General features: G+C 69.4%; 13 protein-coding genes. 6 read left to right on the top strand and 7 right to left on the bottom strand.

The window, feature by feature from the left end:
* The first annotated feature begins 392 nt into the window (after positions 1 to 392).
* The 5 genes from ACSVDM_RS12715 to ACSVDM_RS12695 all read left to right on the top strand — a co-directional run bounded on the left by ACSVDM_RS12715 (position 393) and on the right by ACSVDM_RS12695 (position 10,635).
* A complete protein-coding gene (locus ACSVDM_RS12715) occupies positions 393 to 3,347 on the top strand; it encodes a DUF5691 domain-containing protein (RefSeq protein ID WP_439264927.1) in 2,955 nt (984 codons plus the stop codon).
* Positions 3,344 to 4,444, top strand: a complete 1,101-nt coding sequence (locus ACSVDM_RS12710) for an ATP-binding protein (RefSeq protein ID WP_439264925.1) — start codon at positions 3,344 to 3,346, stop codon at positions 4,442 to 4,444. The genes ACSVDM_RS12715 and ACSVDM_RS12710 overlap by 4 nt, the downstream gene beginning before the upstream one ends.
* 49 nt (positions 4,445 to 4,493) lie before the next feature.
* Positions 4,494 to 7,040: a DUF5682 family protein gene (locus ACSVDM_RS12705; protein ID WP_439264923.1), complete on the top strand. Its 2,547-nt coding sequence runs from the start codon at positions 4,494 to 4,496 to the stop codon at positions 7,038 to 7,040.
* Positions 7,041 to 7,123: 83 nt separating this feature from the next.
* Positions 7,124 to 8,287, top strand: coding sequence for a VWA domain-containing protein (locus tag ACSVDM_RS12700; protein WP_067491339.1), 1,164 nt, complete (start codon positions 7,124 to 7,126; stop codon positions 8,285 to 8,287).
* Positions 8,288 to 8,355: 68 nt separating this feature from the next.
* Entirely contained in the window at positions 8,356 to 10,635 is a 2,280-nt protein-coding gene (locus ACSVDM_RS12695; RefSeq protein ID WP_439264921.1) for an ADP-ribosylglycohydrolase family protein, read from the top strand.
* A gap of 182 nt (positions 10,636 to 10,817) precedes the next feature.
* On the opposite strand, the gene ACSVDM_RS12690 is transcribed toward ACSVDM_RS12695, so the two are convergent.
* From ACSVDM_RS12690 to ACSVDM_RS12660, 7 genes are all read right to left on the bottom strand, one after another.
* A complete protein-coding gene (locus ACSVDM_RS12690) occupies positions 10,818 to 13,349 on the bottom strand; it encodes an ABC transporter permease (RefSeq protein ID WP_439264919.1) in 2,532 nt (843 codons plus the stop codon).
* The gene (locus tag ACSVDM_RS12685) at positions 13,346 to 14,122 is read right to left on the bottom strand and encodes an ABC transporter ATP-binding protein (RefSeq protein ID WP_243749737.1); all 777 of its coding nucleotides are present in this window, start codon (positions 14,120 to 14,122) and stop codon (positions 13,346 to 13,348) included. The genes ACSVDM_RS12690 and ACSVDM_RS12685 overlap by 4 nt, the downstream gene beginning before the upstream one ends.
* 55 nt (positions 14,123 to 14,177) lie before the next feature.
* Complete coding sequence (locus tag ACSVDM_RS12680; protein WP_439264916.1) at positions 14,178 to 15,089, bottom strand: hydroxymethylglutaryl-CoA lyase; 912 nt, start codon at positions 15,087 to 15,089, stop codon at positions 14,178 to 14,180.
* Complete coding sequence (locus ACSVDM_RS12675; protein WP_439264915.1) at positions 15,086 to 15,256, bottom strand: hypothetical protein; 171 nt, start codon at positions 15,254 to 15,256, stop codon at positions 15,086 to 15,088. Before ACSVDM_RS12675 ends, ACSVDM_RS12680 begins: the two co-directional genes overlap by 4 nt.
* A complete protein-coding gene (locus tag ACSVDM_RS12670) occupies positions 15,253 to 16,455 on the bottom strand; it encodes a CaiB/BaiF CoA transferase family protein (protein WP_356985811.1) in 1,203 nt (400 codons plus the stop codon). The genes ACSVDM_RS12675 and ACSVDM_RS12670 overlap by 4 nt, the downstream gene beginning before the upstream one ends.
* 162 nt (positions 16,456 to 16,617) lie before the next feature.
* Positions 16,618 to 17,550: a TauD/TfdA dioxygenase family protein gene (locus ACSVDM_RS12665; RefSeq protein WP_439264914.1), complete on the bottom strand. Its 933-nt coding sequence runs from the start codon at positions 17,548 to 17,550 to the stop codon at positions 16,618 to 16,620.
* Between the two features lie 100 nt (positions 17,551 to 17,650).
* Entirely contained in the window at positions 17,651 to 18,421 is a 771-nt protein-coding gene (locus tag ACSVDM_RS12660; RefSeq protein WP_439264912.1) for a deoxyribonuclease IV, read from the bottom strand.
* 117 nt (positions 18,422 to 18,538) lie between these two features.
* Here ACSVDM_RS12660 and ACSVDM_RS12655 point away from each other — a divergent pair, with 117 nt between their 5' ends.
* Entirely contained in the window at positions 18,539 to 19,642 is a 1,104-nt protein-coding gene (locus ACSVDM_RS12655) for a protein kinase domain-containing protein (protein WP_439264910.1), read from the top strand.
* The last annotated feature ends 80 nt before the right edge of the window (positions 19,643 to 19,722 follow it).

Genomic DNA, 19,722 nt, shown 5'->3' with positions numbered 1-19,722 from the left:
GGCGACACCCCCCCTTCACGCCCCGAGCGCAACTGTGCCCGAAACGCTACCCGATCGCCGGGCGTTCGCCCAGGGGATGCGCTGCGCCCCAGCGAATCTGCCCGCGGGAGTGGAATGGCCATCGTGGCGCCGCGACCGGCCCTCGATGTCCACCCCTCGCCCACCCCGGCGGGCAGCTCGATGAGGTGCTCTCACCCGCGCTACGCTGCGTTGAGCGGCCCGGGCGGTCCGGTCGAGCCGAACAGGTCAGAATGCCAGAGTTCGCCCCACACAGCAAGAGGTGAGGCGCGAATTTTCCACGGCACCAGGGTTTTCCAGGTCCTTCACCGTGAACCGGCGAAGTTGTCGGTGGGCTCGGGTAGATATTTCGGCGACAGAGAACGGGGGAACCGATGACCGACACATCCGCGCTGTGGACCGAGGACCAGGTCCGTGCGCTCGCACCCGATGCGAGCTCGGTGGCTGCCGCGCGCAAGCTGGCGAGTCGCTGGCGCGACACCGGCGCCGGGGAGAACGCGGTGTGGGGGCTGTGCCAGGGCAGCGGGGCCAAGCCCTACCAGACGATCGTCGATCTCTCCGGTCCCGCGTACAAGTGTTCGTGCCCGAGCCGGAAGTTTCCCTGCAAGCACGCCCTGTCGTTGCTGCTGGCGTGGTCGAGCGGCGCGGTGCCGACGCGGGACGCGCCCGCCGACTTCGCTGCCGAGTGGCTCGCGAGCCGGGCCGCCAAGGCCACCGCAGCGCCGAAGGCCAAGTCGGCGCCGTCGGCCGCGGCGGTCGAGCAGCGGCACGGCCGGGTGTCGGCGGGGCTGGCGGAGCTGCAGGTGTGGCTCAACGACCAGGTTCGCACCGGCCTCGCCCAGACCGACCGCTCCTATGCCGCCTACGAGGCCGTGGCGGCGCGCATGGTCGATGCCCAGGCACCCCGGATCGCGGAGGCACTGCGCAGGCTGCCCACAGCGGTGGCCACCACCGAACACTGGCCCGAGCTGCTGCTGCGCGAATACGCCCGGCTGCATCTGCTCGTCCTCGCCCACCGCACCCTCGACGCGTTGCCGGAACCGTTGCAGGCCGGCATCCGCTCCCACATCGGCTACCCGGTGCAGGCCGAGACCGTGCTCGCCGAACCGGCGGTGCGTGACCGTTGGCAGGTGCTCGGCATGCGGGTGAGCGAGGAGGAACGGCTCTACGCGCGACGCACCTGGTTGCGTGGCCGTGCCGGCGGCCGCTGGGCGCTGCTGATCGAACACTCCTTCGGCACACCGAATTTCACCGGCGAGGTGCCCGCACCGGGCAACGAGGTCGACGCGGAACTGCACTACTACCCCGGCCCTGTACCGCTGCGGGTGCAATGGGGTGCCCGCCATGGTGTGCCCGAACCGTTCACCACCGTCCCGGCCGCCGGTACCACGATCGGCGATGTACTCGACGCCTACGCCACCGCGCTGAGCGAGGACCCGCTGGTGCGTTCTGTTCCCGCGCTGCTCACCGATGTGGTTCCTGCGATCGATGAGCACGGTTGGCATCTGGTCGATGCCGAGGGCACCGCGCTGCCCCTGCCCACCGGGGTCCGGCCGTGGCGGTTGGCCGCGGTGTCGGGTGGTCATCCGGTGACGGTGACCGGTCAGTGGTCGGCCGAGGGCTTCGACCCGGTGTCGGTGTTCAGCGCCGGCGAGGTGTACGACCTGGAAACCGAGTTCCCCACCGGTTCCGCCGCGAGTCCCGAACTGGCCGAACTGGTTTCGATCGCCTTGCTCGGCACCGCTCGCCGTGGACTCGACGGCGTGCATCTCGATCCGGCGGTCGCGGGCGCGGTGCCGCAACGTGGTGGGGATACCGCGACCAAACTCCTCGAGACTGCCGCCTTGCAGGATCTGTACCTGCGAGGTGGGCGCCTACCCGGTACGGCGCCGAAACCGGACCCCGCGCTGGATGATCCGCGTCCGCTGCTGCCGCGCCGGTCGGCCGATCGGCTCGGCCGTCTGCTCCGGGAGAAGTCGGCGTTCCTTCCCGAATGGTTCGCCGCCGCCGAGCCGTTCGACTTCCGATTGCCCGATGTGTTGTGTGTGCAGGCCTTGTCGGCGGCCTCGGATCCCGCGCTGCGTGCTCCGCTGCTGCGGTTGGCCGGGCGGCGGGGGCGGTGGCTGGCGGCGCGTAATCCGGCCTGGTCGAAGCTGGTCGACGAGTTTCCCGTCGACCGGGTCTTTTCCGGGGAGAGCGCGGCGGCGCGCCACGAATCGTCGGCCGGGACCGATGATCCAACCGCTGCGGATTCGCCTGTGGTCGACGGCGATTCCGTCGAGGTCGCTGCCTCGCACGATGTGTGGCTGTTCGGCACTCCGGGTGAGCGCAAGGACTGGTTCGCCAACCTGCGCCGGGTCGACCCGGCGCGCGGGCTCGAGGTGCTGACCAGCGCGTGGCCCAAGGAATCGGGGGCGATCAAAGCCGAACTCCTCGGCCTGCTTGGCATCGGTTCGAACGCCGCCGACGAAGACCTCCTGGAACGGGCGCTCGACGACCGGCGCGGCGACGTACGTCGCACGGCCGCCGGTCTGCTCGCCCGGCTCCCCGATTCCGCGTACGGCGCCAGGATGACCGCGCTGCTCACGGCGTGGGTCCGGGTCGGCTCCGACGGCGGGCTCGAAGTGGAGGTCCCCGCCGATGTGGGCGCGCAAGCCCGCCGCGACGGCATCACCGACGGCACCGAACAGCCGAAGCTGCGCTGGGACACCTCCGACGCATCGGTGCAGACCCTGCACCAGGTGATCGCCGCGGCACCGCTGTCGGCATGGACGCGGATTCTTGGCACCACCCCCGAGAACACCGCCGCGACAGCACTCGCACTCACACTGCCTGTGCGCTATGCCAAGGCGATCGTCGACGGCTGGGTCGACGCCACCCTCGCCGCCCGCGACACCGTCTGGGCACGTGAGCTTTTCGCCGGGGCGACCCCGACCGAACAGGCGGTGCTGCGCCGCCGGGAACTGTTCACCCTGCTCGATCCCGCCGACCGTGTCGAGCACGTGCTCGATCTGGACGCGCATCAGCTCACCGAACTGCACGCGATCCTGCCCGGACTCGACCATCCCTGGCCGGACCGGGTCGCCACCCACGTACTGCGACTGCTCGGTGAACGCGCCCGCACCACGGCACGTCACCCGCATTCCGGTGCGGGTGTCTACACCGACCGCGCCCTGCTCACCGCGGCAGGCGTCCACCTCCCCGTCGGCCTCGCCGCCCGCGTCACCGCGCTGGCCGAGGCCACCGACGATCCCGCCTGGCATCAGGCCTTCCGCACCCTCGCCACCGATCTCACCGAACGCGCCACCATGCTCGAGGAGCTGTCATGACGACGACCGAATCCGCAACTACCCTGCTGCGCCCGCACGCCGAGCAGGCCTTCGCCGACGAGCTCACCGCGCTGGCGCGCGTCGACGACCGGCCACGTCCGCCGTCGTGGAAGTTGTCGCCGTGGGCGGTGGTCACCTATGTGCTCGGCGGCACGCTGGCCGACGGCACGGTCATCACACCCAAGTACGTCGGTCCCCGCAGGCTGATGGAGGTGGCCGTGGCGACGCTGGCCACCGATCGCGCGCTGCTGTTGCTCGGTGTGCCCGGTACCGCGAAAACCTGGGTGTCGGAGCATCTTTCGGCGGCCGTCAGTGGTGAGTCGACCCTACTGGTGCAGGGCACCTCGGGGACGGCGGAGGAAGCCATCCGATACGGCTGGAACTACGCGCGGCTGCTCGCCGAGGGGCCGAGCGATGCGGCGCTGGTGGCGTCGCCGGTGATGACGGCCATGCGCACCGGCGCGATCGCCCGGATCGAGGAACTGACCCGCATCCCCTCGGATGTGCAGGACGCGCTCATCACCATCCTGTCCGAGAAGACGCTGCCCGTCCCCGAGCTCGGTGCGGAGGTGCAGGCGGCCAAGGGTTTCAATGTGATCGCCACCGCCAACGACCGCGACCGGGGTGTCAACGATCTGTCCTCGGCGCTGCGCCGCCGCTTCAACACCGTCGTGCTTCCGCTGCCCGCCGACGAGGATTCCGAGGTGGCGATCGTCAGCCGCCGGGTCGAACAGCTCGGTGCGGCACTCGAGTTGCCGACGGTCCCGGCTGCCGCCGAGGAGGTGCGGCGGGTGGTCCGGGTGTTCCGTGAGCTGCGGTCGGGCATCACCGCCGACGGGCGAACCAAGCTGAAGTCGCCGTCGGGCACGCTGTCCACCGCCGAGGCGATCTCGGTGATCACCAACGGTCTCGCCCTCTCCGCCCACTTCGGTGACGGTGTACTTCGCGCCTCCGACATCGCGGGCGCCGTACTCGGTTCGGTCATCAAGGACCCGGTCGCCGATGCGGTGATCTGGACCGAATACCTCGAGGCCGTCGTCCGTGAACGCCCCGACTGGGCCGATTTCTACCGCGCCTGCCGCGACATCGCCGGCTGACACCCGCGCGACGGGGAGGACGGATCACACAGCACACATGGGGTTTTCGATGAGCGAACAAACAGGCGGTACCCGGCCGGATCAGGCGCGGGACGAGCCGGCGGCCGGTGAACCCGTGACGCGGGTGTTCGGTATCCGTCATCACGGGCCGGGGTCGGCGCGGTCGCTGGCGCAGGCACTCGAGGAGTTCCGGCCGGACACGATTCTCATCGAGGGGCCCGCCGACGCCGATCCGCTCGTCGGTTTCGTCGCCGCCGACACGATGAGCCCACCGGTCGCCCTGCTGGCCTACGTCCCGGATTCGCCCGCCCGAGCGGCATTCTGGCCCTTCGCGGTGTTCTCCCCGGAGTGGCAGGCCATGCGCTACGGCGTCGACAACGGTGTCCCGGTCCGCTTCTGCGACCTGCCCGCCACCAATGTCCTCGCCATCGAGGACGACACCCGCGTCGACCGCACCGACCCCCTGGCGGCCCTCGCTTCGGCCGCGGGTTTCGACGACGCCGAACGCTGGTGGGACGCGGTCGTCGAATCCGTGCCCGACACCGCTGCTTTCGACGCCATCACCGAAGCCATGGCGGCCCTGCGCGAAGACGCCCCGACCAGCACGAACTCGGCCGCACCCCAGGCACCGACCCGCTCGGCAGACCCGGATGCACCGGCCGGCACAGCCGAACCAACACCTCCGATCGACTGCGCAGCGGGGACCGATTCGGACGATCACGAGACGCCGACCGGCCGAGATGAACCTGCCACGCCGATCAGCTCGGACCAGCCCGCGACCCGCACCGAAGCGGACGACCTGGCGACATCGACCGATCCGCTGACGTCGTCGGACAGGGAGTCGGTGGAGAGTGCGGGGCTCGAGCACCTGCTGCCCGAAGCGGTGGGGGCCGGGCCGCTGGTGGTCGACGAGCACACCTTGCGGCGCGAGGCGTACATGCGCCAGACGATGCGGCAGGTGCTCAAGGGCGGGGCTCGTCGGGTGGCGGTGGTGTGCGGGGCGTGGCACGCACCCGCACTGGTGGGGCCGCTGGGTCCGGCGGCGCCGGATATGCGTCTGCTGAAGGGGCTTCCGAAGACGAAAGCCGCTCTGACGTGGGTGCCGTGGACGCACTCCCGGTTGGCATCGGGCTCGGGGTACGGGGCCGGGGTCACCTCACCCGGCTGGTATCACCACCTGTTCACCGAGACCGAGCGGCCGGTGGCGCGGTGGTTGACGAAGGTGGCGGGGGTGCTGCGCGCACACGATCTGCCGGTGTCGAGCGCGCACATCATCGAGTCGGTTCGCCTGGCCGACACGCTCGCCGCGTTGCGCGGCAGGCCGCTGGCCGGATTGTCGGAGGTCACCGAGGCCGTGCGGTCGGTGATGTGCGGCGGGGACGAGACCATGCTGCGGCTGGTCGTCGACGAGCTCGTCGTCGGCGAAACGCTCGGTGCGGTGCCGGAGAACACGCCGACCGTCCCGCTGGCCGCCGATCTGCGGGCGCGCATCAAAACCCTTCGGCTCAAGCAGGAAGCCCTCATCCGTACGGTCGACCTCGATCTGCGTAAGGAACGCGATGTCGAACGCTCGCACCTGCTGCACCGGCTGCGGCTGCTCGGCATCGAGTGGGGCACCCCGACCGTCGGTGAGGTGCGCAGCACCGGCACTTTCCGCGAAACTTGGTCGCTGCGTTGGGAACCCGAGTTCGAGGTACGCATCGTGGAAGCCGCCGTGTGGGGCACCACCCTGCGCACGGCGGCGGAAGCCAAGATCCTCGACACCGCGAGCCGCGACGGTGTGTCGGTCACCGAACTCGCCGACGCGCTCGAGACGGCGCTGCTCGCCGACCTCGGCGGCGCCACCGACGGCCTGATCGCCCGCCTGGAGGCGGCAGCCGCCCTCGACCACGACGTCACCCACCTGCTCGGCGCCCTGCCCGGCCTGACCCGCACCCTGCGCTACGGCGACGTGCGCGGCACCGACACCAAGGCGCTCGAGCACGTGGCCGACGGCCTGCTCGTGCGCATCTGCGCCGGTCTTCCGGGTGCGGTGACCGGCTTGGACACCGACGCCGCCGAGGCGCTGCGCCGTCAGATCGATGCCGCCCACACCGCCGTCAGCACCCGCGACGACACCCGCTCGACCACCGAGTGGCTGGCCACCCTGCACCGCATCGCCGATCGCGACGACGTGCACGGCGCCATCGGCGGGCGCGCCGTTCGGCTGCTGTGCGATGCCGAACGCATCGACGACGCCGATTCGGCGCGCCGGCTCTCGGCGGCCTTGTCGGTGGGCAACACCCCCGCGGCCAAGGCCGCCTGGATCGACGGGTTTCTCGGCGGCCGTGGACTCCTGCTCGTCCACGACCGAGACCTGTTGCGCCGCATCGACGACTGGCTGCGCGAGCTCCCCGAAGACCAGTTCGTCGCCACCCTGCCCCTGCTGCGCCGCACCTTCGGTTCCTTCGAATCGGGCGAACGCCGCGCCATCGGCCAGGCCCTGCGCGACACCGGCCCCGCACCGGCCACAACCGCGAACGCCACGGCTGTCGACCCGGCGCGCGGACAGCTGGCTCTGCGCGCCGCCGCGAGCATTCTCGGCGCCGCCGGATGAGCGCCGTCTTCGCCCATCGCGTCTCGAGGCGCGAGTCCTCACCCCGCCCGACGAACTCGGCTCGATCATCAGGAGCGTCAACCATGACCGGTAACGACGAAACTCATGCGCGCCGTTGGCGTCTCGTGCTCGGCTCGGCCGCCGAGGAACAACTCGGCGGACTGGGGTCGGGGGCGGATCAGGCCATGGACCAGGCGCTGAGCGCTTTGTACAACACCGGTGAGGCCGGTACGTCGGCGAAAAGGTCCGGCGGGCTGGGCGGTTCGGCGCCCCGGGTGGCGCGCTGGCTCGGTGACATCCGCACCTACTTTCCCGCCACCGTGGTCGAGGTGATGCAACGCGACGCGGTGCAGCGGCTCAACCTCACCCAGCTGCTGCTGGAACCGGAACTGCTGGAATCGGTCGAACCCGATGTGCACCTGGTCGGTACCTTGCTCGGTCTCAACCGGGTGATGCCCGAGACCACCAAGGCGACCGCCCGCATGGTGGTGGAGAAGGTCGTGCGCGAGATCGAGCGACGCATCGCGGCCAAGACGGTGGCGGCCGTGTCGGGCGCGGTCAACCGGGCCGCGCGCACCCACCGCCCGAAACTGCGCGATATCGACTTCGATCGGACCATCCGCAAGAACCTGGCGAACTACCTGCCCGAACACCGAACCATCGTGCCCGAGCGACTGGTCGGGTACGGCCGCAAGTCGCAGGCGATCCAGCGTGACGTGGTGCTCGCGATCGACCAATCGGGGTCGATGGCGGCCAGCGTGGTCTACGCCTCGGTGTTCGGCGCGGTGCTGGCCTCGATGCGGTCGCTGAAGACCTCGTTGGTGGTGTTCGACACCGAGGTCGTGGATCTCACCGAGCAACTCAGCGACCCGGTCGACGTGCTGTTCGGCACCCAGCTCGGCGGTGGCACCGACATCAATCGCGCCATCGCCTACTCCCAATCGCTCATCACCCGGCCCACCGACAGCCTGTTCGTGCTCATCTCCGACCTCTACGAGGGCGGGGTGCGCGAGGAGATGCTGCGCCGGTGCAATGCGATGAAGGAATCGGGCGTGCAGGTGGTGGTGCTGCTCGCGCTCTCCGACGAAGGCGCGCCTGCCTACGATCACGACAACGCGGCGGCGCTCGCGGCGCTCGGTATCCCGGCTTTCGCCTGTACACCGGACAAATTCCCCGACCTGCTCGCCACCGCGCTCGACCGCGGCGACATCACCCGGTGGGCGCACACCCACGCACCGGCGGTGTGACAACGACTCGGCGAAGGCACGCGACCGATTAGGCTGCCAACGATCGGATTCGGTGAACGGGGTGAGCGATGGTGCGGCGCGGGGCGGTTTTCGCCGGTTTCGTCATCGAACGAGAGCTGGGGCGCGGCGGGATGGGCGCGGTGTACGCGGCGAAGGACCGCAGGCTGCCACGCCTCACCGCGCTCAAGCTCATGCATCGGGAGTTGTTCGCCGACACCGAGATCCGGGCCAGGTTCGAGCGTGAAGCCGATGTGATCGCCCAGCTCGATCACCCGAACATCATCACCGTCTACGACCGTGGCGTCGAGGACGAACGGTGCTGGATCGCCATGCAGTTCGTCGATGGAACGGACGCGGCGGCGGTACCGGCGGCGGAGTTCGGGACCGACCGCATCGCCCAGATCGTCACCCAGACGGCGGGCGCGCTGGACTACGCGCACCGCCGGGGTGTGCTGCACCGTGACGTGAAGCCGGCCAACATCCTGCTCTCACGCACGGCGGGCGTCGGCGCGGGTTTCGACGAACGGGTGGTACTCACCGATTTCGGCATCGCCAAGCTCCTCGACGACACCGGCGGCCTGACCCGCACCGGCCAGTTCACCGCCACCATCGCCTACGCCTCCCCGGAGCAGCTCAGCAGCGAACCACTCGACGGACGCGGCGACCAATACTCCCTGGCCTGCACCGTTTTCCGGCTGCTCACCGGCGCCGGCCCCTATGACGCGCCCAACCCCGCCACCGTCATGCTCGGCCACCTCAACGCCCCACCCCCATCGGCGAGCTCGCGGCGCACCAGCCTCCCCGCCGCTGTCGACGCGGTCCTGGCCAAAGCCCTCGCGAAGAACCCGGCCCACCGCTTCCCCACCTGCACCGCCTTCGCGACCGCGCTCACCGAAGCACTCCGCCGACCTCCGCACACGGGTCAGCAACCGGCAGTGCGGCCGCACACCGGTGACCACCCGCAGACACACCGCCGCAGCGACCCGACCGCCGTCAGCAGGCCCGTTCACCACAGCACCGCCGCTCACCCCGCCACCGGAACGGCCACACCCACCGCAAACCCGACCGCGTCGGCAGGTATCCCGGTGATCCACACCGGCACCGCCGATGGTTCGCCATCGCGATCGCACGTATCCCCTGCCCAGCAAAAACCGCACTCGGACAGCGGCAACGCGCAGCGCACCGGTACCGCTCGGTCGCAGGGCCCGGCGGAATGGCTGAACGCCGTCCACGGCTGCCTGATCGGTGGCGCGATCGGGGACGCACTCGGTGCGCCGATCGAGACCATGTCCCTGCGCAAGATCCGCGACGAGTACGGCTACCTCGGGGTGACCGACGAGGCCGACCAGCTCCGGATCTCCGAGGAGACGCAGCTGACCGCCTTCACCGTGGAGGCCCTCATCCGGGGTTCGGTGCGCGCGCGGGCCAAGGGCATCGGGGGTGCGACGCTCGGTCTGCTGCAGCAGGGGATGCTCGTGTGGTTACGCGGGCAGGTGGGTGAGTTGCCCGAGCAACCGACCGCCCTGCACAGCTCCCTGGCCGGTCATCGCGAGCTGGTCGAACAGCGCGGCGTCGCGAACTCGGTGTACACCTCGCTGCGCGCGGTGGCCGAGCGGCGGGAGCCGACGAACCCGCTGGGCACCCGCGACCGGCCGATCAACAATTCCAAGGGCAGCGGCGCGCTGATGCGGTCGGCTCCGTGCGGATTCGGTTACGCCGCCGACCGTTCCGGTGCCGCCCTCACCGCCATCTTCGAATTGGGCTGCGACACAGCCGCCCTCACCCACGGACACCCCAGTGGCTGGCTGCCCGCAGGCGTGCTGGCTGCGCTGGTCTACCAGATGAGCCGGGGAATCGGCACCAAGACCGCACTCGAGCGGGCACTGGCCGAACTCGCGACCTACCCACACCACGAGGAGACCGCGGCCGCCCTCGACGCGGCGATCACCCTGGCCGCCCGCACCGCACGGCCCGCGCGCGTGCCGAGGCCCGAAGACCTCGAGATTCTGGGCGAGGGCTGGATCGGCCCGGAGGCGCTCGCGATCGCCGTGTACGCGATGCTGGCGGCGGAGACGGTCGGCGGACCCGGACACGTGATCGTCCGCACCGGGCTGCTGCTGTCGGTGAACCACTCCGGCGACAGCGACGCCACCGGCTCGATCGCGGGCAGTCTGCTCGGCGCGCGCTTCGGCCGCGGCGCCCTGCCGCACCGCTGGTCGCGCACGGTCGACGCCCGCCCGGTCCTCGAACGCCTGGCCACCGACTACTGCACCGAGTTCGGCCTCACCCCACCACGAGACGAACACGGCCAGCCCACCCGCGACTGGTCCACCACCTACCCGGCCTGATCGCGGACGACGCGGCACCGGCGTCGGCTCGGTCTGAACGCGCGTCGGGCACAGCAGCTGCAGACCAGCATGCGTCGCCGACCTGCCTGCCACTGAGCCGGTACCCCGCGGCCGGGCGCGCACAGCCACAGCATTCGGGCCTCCGGAAAGTGTCTCCGAAGGCCCGAAAATGCTTGCTGCTCCTACAGATCCGCGATAGCCGCCAGCGGTGGCGTCCGCGCGGCCCGCACACCCGGCCACACCGCCGCCAGCACACCGACCACACCCGAGGCGATCAGCATCGCCACCAGCTGGGACCACGGGATGTCGATCTGATCGATGCCCATATCGCGCAAGGTGCGCAGGAATCCGACGCCGAGGGCAACGCCGAGAAGCAGTCCGACGATGGCGCCGAAGATCGCGATCAACATGGATTCCAGGTAGATCGTGCGGCGTATCTGCGAACGCTGGGTGCCGACGGCGCGGAGCATGCCGATCTCCCGGCGACGTTCCACCACCGACAGCGCGAGGGTGTTGATGATGCCGAGCACGGCGATCACCACCGCCAAGGCGAGCAGTCCGTAGAGGATGGCGAGCAGCGTATTGATCTGCTGCCCCTGTGCGCCCTTGAACTGTTCGTGGTCCTGTACCTGCACCACGGCGAACGGCTCGGTGGCCTTCTCGAGGTTGGCCCGCATGGCGGTGAGATCGGCGCCGGGCACCGCCTTCACCAGCACGATCACGTTGGTGCGCAACTTCTGCGGCATCAACTGCTCGTAGAGGCGTGGGTCGACGACCATCGAACCGAGCAGGGGTGAGTCGACGTAGATGCCGCCGACGGTCAACTCGAGCTTGGCATTGTCGAGGCTGGTGATGGTCACCTTCTCGCCGAGCTCCCAACCACGGTCGGCTGCTTCGGTTTCGCCGACCAGCATGCCCTTCTCCGCGATGGTGCTAGAGCCTTCGCGCATCTCGATGTCCATCACCGGGTCGATCGGCCCGTCGAGCGTGGTCGCCCCGACCCGTTCGTCACCGAGCCGGAACCCGACCGCCCGGATACCGGTGACATCACTGACCTGCGGAACCTGCTGGCGCACCGCGTCGACCGCGCCGATCGCCGCACCGATCATCGGCGGACCGGCCAGCACGTATTCGGCCTTCACACCCTTGTCGATCAGCACGTCCACGCTGGTTTTCGCCGACGCACCGAGGATGCCGATGGCCGAGACCAGCATCAGCCCCAGCGTCAGTGCGAAGGCGGTGGCGGCGGTGCGGCGCGGGTTGCGCACCGCGTTGTTGCGCGCCATCCGGCCCATCGGCCCGAACGGCCGGGTCAGCACACCGAGCACCACCACCACCGGACGCGACAGCGCGGGCGCGGCGAGCAGTACGGCCAGGATCAAGCCGAGCGCACCCACTCCGACGGTGATCGCCGCGCTCTTGCCCGTGCCCTGCGCACCGAGATACACCAGCACACCGCCCGCCACGGCGAGCACCGCACCGATGACGGTACGCACCCGCAACGACTCACCCGCGCTGGCGAATTCGGATCGCATGGCCTCCACCGGCGGCACCTTCGCGGCACGGCGGGCGGGCGCGTAGGCACTGGCCACGGTCACCACCAACCCGACGAGCAGGGCGACGATCGCGGTGCGTGGCAACACCGTCAGCGAACCGGTCGGCAGACCGAGATCGAAGGCATTGAGCAAAGCCGACAACCCGAACGCCAGCGCGATACCCGCCGCCAAGCCGATCGCACTGCCGATCAGCCCGATCACCACGGCCTCGGCGACCACGGACCGGCCCACCTGCTGACGGCTCGCCCCGATCGCGCGCAGCAACGCGAGCTCACGCAACCGCTGCGCGACGATCATCGAGAAGGTGTTGTAGATGATGAACGTGCCGACGATCAGCGCGATCGCACCGAACGCGAGCAGGAAGTAGTTGATGAAGGTGAGCGCCTCGGAGATCTCCTTCTTCATGTCCTCGCGGACCTCGTCGGAGTTCTGCACCTTCAGGTTCGGCAGGCCGGCGGCGAGCCGATCGCGCAGATCGTCGGCCGAAACACCCGGTGCGGCACGGATATCGGCGTAGGCCACGTAGTTGCCGTCGGTGAACAGCTTGCGGCCCTGCGGTTCGGTGAACATCACCGCGACCACCCCGCCGCCCTCGGCGCCCGGCATCTCGTAGATGCCGGTGAGCGTCACCTCGAACGGGTCGCCCTTGGACGGGACGAGCACCTTGGTCTTGTCGCCGACCTTCAACCCGGCCTTCTCGGCACCGCCGGTGTTGAGCGCGATCTCGCCGGTCTGCGACGGCGGCGCACCCGCGACGAACTTCTCCGGTTCCTCGACGGCCTGCTCCGGCGGCAGGTACGACAGACCGAAACTCGGTGCGCCACCGGTCTGGACGGCCTTCTTGCCGTCGGGTTGCAGCAGCACGACCGGGCCGTTCACCGCCGGGGCGACGCGATCGACACCGTCGGCCTTGGCCAGCGCGGCGACGATATTGTTCGGCACGCCGAGCGACTGCTGGTCCTTCGGGCCCACGCGCACGTCGACGCCCTGGGCCTGGCCCGCGAAGATTCCGTCGAAGGTGCGCTGCAGGGTGTCGGTGAACACGAACGACCCGGAGATGAACGCGGTGCCGAGCACCACCGACAACACCGTCAAGGCCAATCGCACCTTGTGCGCGGCGAGATTACGCAAGGCGACCTTGCGCATGGGGCTAGTCATTTGGTCTCCAGCGCCTTCATCCGGTCGAGGATCGAGTCCTGCGTCGGATCGCGCAGCTCGTCGACGATGCGGCCGTCGGCGAGGAACACCACCCGGTCGGCGTAGGCGGCCGCGCGCGGGTCGTGGGTGACGATCACGACGGTCTGGCCGAACTCGTCGACCGAGGCGCGCAGGATCGAGAGCACCTCACCGGAGGAGTGCGAGTCGAGGTTGCCGGTCGGTTCGTCACCGAAGATGATCTCCGGTTTGCCGACCAGGGCGCGGGCACACGCCACGCGCTGCTGCTGACCACCGGACAGTTCACTCGGCCGATGGGTGAGCCGGTCGGCGAGCCCGAGCCGCTTCACCACGGTGTCGAGCCAGTCCTGGTCGGCCTTGCGGCCCGCGATGTCGAGCGGGAGGGTGATGTTCTCCAGCGCGGTGAGCGTGGGAACCAGGTTGAACGCCTGGAAGACGAATCCGATGCGGTCGCGGCGCAGCGCGGTCATCTGTTTGTCGGACAGACCGGTGAGCGCGGTGTCACCGATGCGGACCTCGCCCGCGCTGGCGCTGTCGAGGCCGGCCAGGCAGTGCATGAGGGTCGATTTGCCCGAACCGGACGGTCCCATGATGGCCGTGAACTCACCGCGCGCGAAGTCGGCCGACACCCCGTCGAGGGCCTTGACCTGGGTATCTCCCGAGCCGTACAGCTTCACCAGGTCCTGCGCTGCGGCGGCGATCTCGGTAGCGGCCGCCGACTCGACGGCCTCGGTCCCCATGGGGTGTGAAGTCATGGTGTCCAGTCTGGCGGCCGACCGTCACCGGCGCCATCCGGGATCCCCCCGATACCTACCGGATGACCCACTCGAAAGCGTCGGCTTTCGACCGTGCGCCCTCGGCGGTGCGCGAGCGGTTGGGTTCGCCCAGTTCGCCGAGCAACTCCTCGGTCAGCCCGACCAGCCGCGCCAGCTTCTCGGGGCCGAACCAGGACGGGCGGGTGGCGAACAGGATGTCCTCGGTCGCGGTGTTGCCGCTGGCACCCGGTGCGAACGGGCACCCGCCGAGGCCGCCGAGGGCACCGTCGACCATCCCCGCGCCCGCCTCGATCGCGGCGAGGGTGTTGGCCACACCCATGCCCCAGGTGTCGTGCCCGTGGAAGACGATGCGGCGCGGCGGGGTGGTGTCGCGTACGGCTCCGACCAGCGCGCTCACTTCGCCGGGCGCGGCCTGGCCGAGGGTGTCGGCGAGGACGATGTCGGTGGCGCCTTCGGTGCGTGGGTCGCGGGCGATGGCCAGCACCCGTTCGGGATCGACCGGTCCGTCGAACGGGCAGGTGAAACTGGTGGCCAGGCACAGCTGGATCGAGCCGTTCGCCTGGTGCGCCAGCCAGATGGCGTCGGGCATGGCGGCCACCGAGGTCTCGGTGTCGCGCCCGATATTGGCCTTGTTGTGGGCGTCCGACACCGAGAAGCAGTACTGGAAGTTGCGTGCCCCCGCCTCGGCGGCCTTCTCCACATGCCGTGGTGTGGCCACCCACACCCAGCATTTCGCCAGCTCTTCAGGGGTGAGGGCGGCGATCAGCTCGAGCGAGTTGGCCATCGGCGCGACCAGATCGGGGCGGGCCATCGAACCGATCTCGAGCGCGGGCACACCGGCGGCCAGCAACCGGCGCACCACGTCGATCTTGTACTCCACCGGCAACACCTTGCCGGTGAGCTGCAACCCGTCACGCAGGGTGACATCGCGCAGCAGCGCGGTCATCGCCGGTGCTCCGGTTCCTGCGCGGGCACACACATCACCCCGCCGCACGGCTTGTCACCGACACTGGCCGGAGTCGGGTGCACCGTCGGACGCACATGGCCCGGGCCGCGCGGTTCCCACTTGCTGCGCACCGGCGGGCGGCGCCGACCGTGTACTCGTCTGGTCACGATGCCTCCAGCGCGTCGATCTGATCGTCGGTCATCCCCAGCAGCCCACCGAGCACCTCCCTGGTGTGCTCGCCGAGGTCGGGGCCGACATTGCGGATCGGCAGCGACTCACCCCCGATCACGGGGACGATGCCGGTGAAACCCACCTGTTTGGGTTCGGGCTCGCCCACCTCGACCGGGAACGACTGGATCATGTTTCTTGCTCGATACTGCTCGTCGGCCACGATATCGGCCGCGGTGTAGATGGGACCGCACGGTATGGCCGCGGCGTCGAGCAATTTCAGCGCCTCGTCCCTGGTGTGGCGCACCGTCCATTCGGCGATGGCCGCGTCGAGGCGCTCGCGGTTGCGCCAGCGGCCCGCGTTGTCGGCCAGTTCCGGGTCGACGGCCAGGTCGGGTCGGTCGATGACCTGCATGTATCGCTGGAAGATGGCGTCGCCGTTGCCACCGATGATGATGCTGAAGCCGTCGCTGGTCGGGTAGGCGTTGCTCGGGGCGATGCCTTCCATGCGGCCGCCGACCCGTTCCCGGTTGATGCCGTAGGCCAGATGGTCGGGCACCAGCGACTCCATCACCGACAGGATCGACTCGTTGAGCGCCACGTCGATGATGCGTTCGGCCTGGGGCACCCGGCCGATGCGTTCGCGCTGGAACAGGGCCATGACAGTGCCGAACGCGGCATAGATGCCCGCGATGGAGTCACCGATGGACACCCCGACACGCACCGGCGGCCGATCGGGATCGCCGACGAGTTCACGCAGCCCACCCACGGCCTCGGCCACGGCGGCGAAACCCGGCCGCGACGCCATCGGACCGGTCTGCCCGTAAGCCGAGATCCGGGTGATGACCAGGTTCGGATTCACCTGCTCGAGCACATCGGGCCCGAGTCCCCACTTCTCCAGCATTCCGGGACGGAAGTTCTCGAGCAGCACATCGCAGTGCGCGAGCAGGTCGAGCACGACGTCACGACCCGCCTGGGTGCGCAGGTCGAGCACGATCGACTTCTTGTTGCGGTTCACCGTGCGGTACAGCATGGAGGTGTCGCCGCCGTAGAGCCGCCAATTCCGCAGTTCGTCGCCGGTGCCGGGCCGTTCGACCTTGATGACCTCGGCACCGAAATCACCGAGGATACGACCGGCGGTGGGAGCGGCCACGTAGTTGCCGAGTTCCAGGACACGAACACCGTCCAACGGCCGAATACACTTATCCGCCACCCCGCGACTCTAGCCCATCCGCCTCGCTCATCCGCCTCCCCGCGACTCTGGCCAGACTCAGGTGCGTGGAGACTGGGGGACGCGGCAAGCTTTGGGGCGTGTGGTGAGTTGGCCCGTGCCCGGTGAGTTACCCATGTGCTTGCGTGATCAGGCGAGACTTTCGCTCAGGTTGCTTGGGGTGTCGATGATGGAGTAGTCCTCGGCGTTGCCCTGTAGCGATTTGCTGGTTTGCCCGTCGACACCGACCGGAATGTCGCCGGCCAGGGTGATTCGGGTGAGGCGGCGCGGCTGGTCGTCGTAGTCGTCGATCGCGTAGTGCTGGGTGGCGCGGTTGTCCCAGATGGCGACATCGCCGTCGGCCCAGTTCCAGCGGGTGGTGTTCTCGAGCCGGGTCACCCGGTCCTGGAACAGGCGGAACAGTGCCTGGGATTCGCTGGTCGACAAACCGACGAAGTTCTTCACGAAATGCCCGAGCAGCAGGGCACGCTCCCCGGTCTCCGGGTGCACTCGTACCACCGGATGCTCGGTCTCGAAGTAGGTCGACTGGAACTCGGCCCGGTACTGCTCGGACTTCGGCCGGAGCGGCTCCACATTCTTCGCCGCGTAGTCGTACACATTGGTGTGCACCGCGCGCAGGTTGTCGGCGAGCAGCTTCAGCGACTCGGGCAGCGAGTTGTAGGCGGCCACCGTCGACGCCCAGGTCGTCGAACCGCCGTAGGTGGGCAGATACTCCGCCCGCAGGATCGACGCCTTCGGGATCCGGTCGACGAACGTCACGTCGGTATGCCACGAATTGGCGCGCCCGTTCTCGGAGTCGATGGCCAGGCTCTTCACACCCTGCGACTTCACCGTGGGATGCGGAGTGGTCGGGCTGCCGAGCAGCTGCGCGAACTCGTGCTGACCGTCTTCGGTGAGGTGGTCCTGGCCACGGAAGAAGATCACCTTGTGCTCGTTGAGTGCGCGCCGGATCGTGGCGACGGTCGCCGCGTCCAGCGCACCACCGAGGCGGACACCGTCGACCTGGGCGCCGATGTGGGCGCCGAGCTTGGTCACGGTCAGGGTGGCCTGGTCGACCGTCATGGGGATCACCTCTGTCTGTTGTGAATTCCGGGTAGGCGTCAAGCACACCGCGAACCCACTCGAACAGACAGGTTTTCCCTCCGGCTGATCCGAAACGTCCTCAGCCCAGGGTTTCCCGCAGGTAGGCCAGGTCGTCGGCGACACCGTCGACGGGGGTTTCGAGGATGACGGGGGCGCCCGCGGTGCGGCAGACCTCGGCGAGCAGCTGCGGGTCGATGGTGCCGTCGGCGAAGTTGGCGTGCCGGTCGGCGCCGGAGTCGAATTCGTCGCGCGAGGAGTTCAGGTGCACCAGGTCGATCCGGCCGGTGATGGCCTTGATCCGCTCGACCACGCCGACGAGTTCCTCGCCACCGGCCCAGGCGTGACAGGTGTCGAGACAGAATCCGGCACCGTAGTCGCCGACGGCGTCCCACAGCCGGGCGATCGAGTCGAAGTGCCGTGCCATCGCGTGGTTGCCGCCCGCGGTGTTCTCGATCAGGATCGGCACGGCGAAGCCGCCCTTGTCCTGCTGGCGTTCGAACAGCTTGCGCCAGTTGTCGATTCCGGTCTCGATCTCGGCGTCGGAGCGCACGTGCCCGCCGTGCACGACCAGGCCGAACGCGCCGAGTTCGGCGGCTGCCTTCGCCTGCTGGGCGACCGCGTTGCGCGAGGGCATCCGCAGCCGGTTGTTCAGGCTGGCCACATTGATCTGATAGGACGAGTGCACCACGACGTCGATCGGGCTGGCCAGGATCTCGGCCGCCTTCGGATGCGGCTGCGGTTTGTCCCAGCTCTGCGGATCGACTACGAACATCTGGATGACCTCGGCGCCGAGCTTCTCGCCGAATCCGATCGGATCGCCCTCGTCGCGAACGTGTGCTCCAATGCGCATAGCTGACACCCTAATCCGCGGCACCGACAAGGTCGGAAGATGTTGCGTGTGGGAGGCGGCAGGAGATACATCGGTAGAATTTCGACGGGTGCTCTGCCCTGGAGGGGGTGACTTCGCGTGTTGGTCAAAGGCGACGTGTTCGCCGGCTACACGATCCGGCGTGTGCTCGGCCACGGTGGCATGGGCGTGGTGTATCTGGCCCGGCATCCGCGTTTGCCACGCCTCACCGCGTTGAAGCTGCTCAGCCGCGATCTGTCCGCCGACGAGGAGATCCGCCGCCGGTTCGAACGCGAGGCCGACCTGGTCGCCCAGCTCGAGCACCCGAATATCGTCAACGTCTACGACCGCGGCACCGACGACGACCAGCTGTGGATCTCCATGCAGTTCGTCGCGGGTACCGATGTGGCGACCGCCGATGTGAACGTGCTGACTCCCGGCCGCGCCGTGCAGATCGCCGCCGAGACCGCCACCGCGCTCGACTTCGCGCACGCGAGCGGGGTCCTGCACCGCGACGTGAAACCGGCGAACATCCTGCTCGCCAAACCGCCCATCGGCCGCCCGGAGCGAGTGGTTCTCACCGACTTCGGCATCGCGGCGGTGCGCGACAGCGAGACCACCCTGTCCTCGGCCGGCTCCATCACCGCCACCCTCGCCTACGCCGCGCCCGAACATCTGGCCGGTGGCCCGATGGACCATCGCGCCGACCAGTACTCGCTGGCCTGCACCCTGTTCTGGATGCTCACCGGCTCGGTGCCGTTCCCTGGGCCGAGCCCGGCGGCAGTGATCCAGGCGCACATGAGCACCCCGGTCCCGCCGCTGCGCAGCCGGCGCCCCGACCTGCCGTCGACGTTGGACGCGGTGCTGGCCAGGGCGACCGCCAAGCACCCGGCGGCCAGGTACGCCAGTTGCACCGAGTTCGCCGACGCGGCCAGGGCGGCGCTGTTCGCCGTGCCGGGACCGTGGCATCACCAGCCGCAGTACACCTCGAGCGGTGTGGTGCTGCGCGCGCGGGAAAACCCGCGGCCCTATCCGGCGCCGCGACCGTCGACGCCCGCGCAGCCGTATCCGCACGTCGCGCAGCCGCATACCCAGCGCCCGTCGACGGGTGGGAATCCGATCCCGCCGCGGCGCCCGGCCACCCGGCCGGGAACCATCGACTTCCCCGGTGGCCGTAACCATCCCGGCTACATCGTGCCGCCGCAGCACCGGCGCCCACCGTGATCGTGTGCCCGCTGTTCGCGGGCCCCGTCGGTGTGGTCACCGACTGCTATGGTTTCGATGATTTTCGGTACGCGCGTGCG

Origin of the sequence: Nocardia sp. JW2 (assembly GCF_051843015.1) — a bacterium.
GTDB lineage: Bacteria > Actinomycetota > Actinomycetes > Mycobacteriales > Mycobacteriaceae > Nocardia > Nocardia coubleae.
This window is presented reverse-complemented; position numbering and strand designations above follow the sequence as displayed.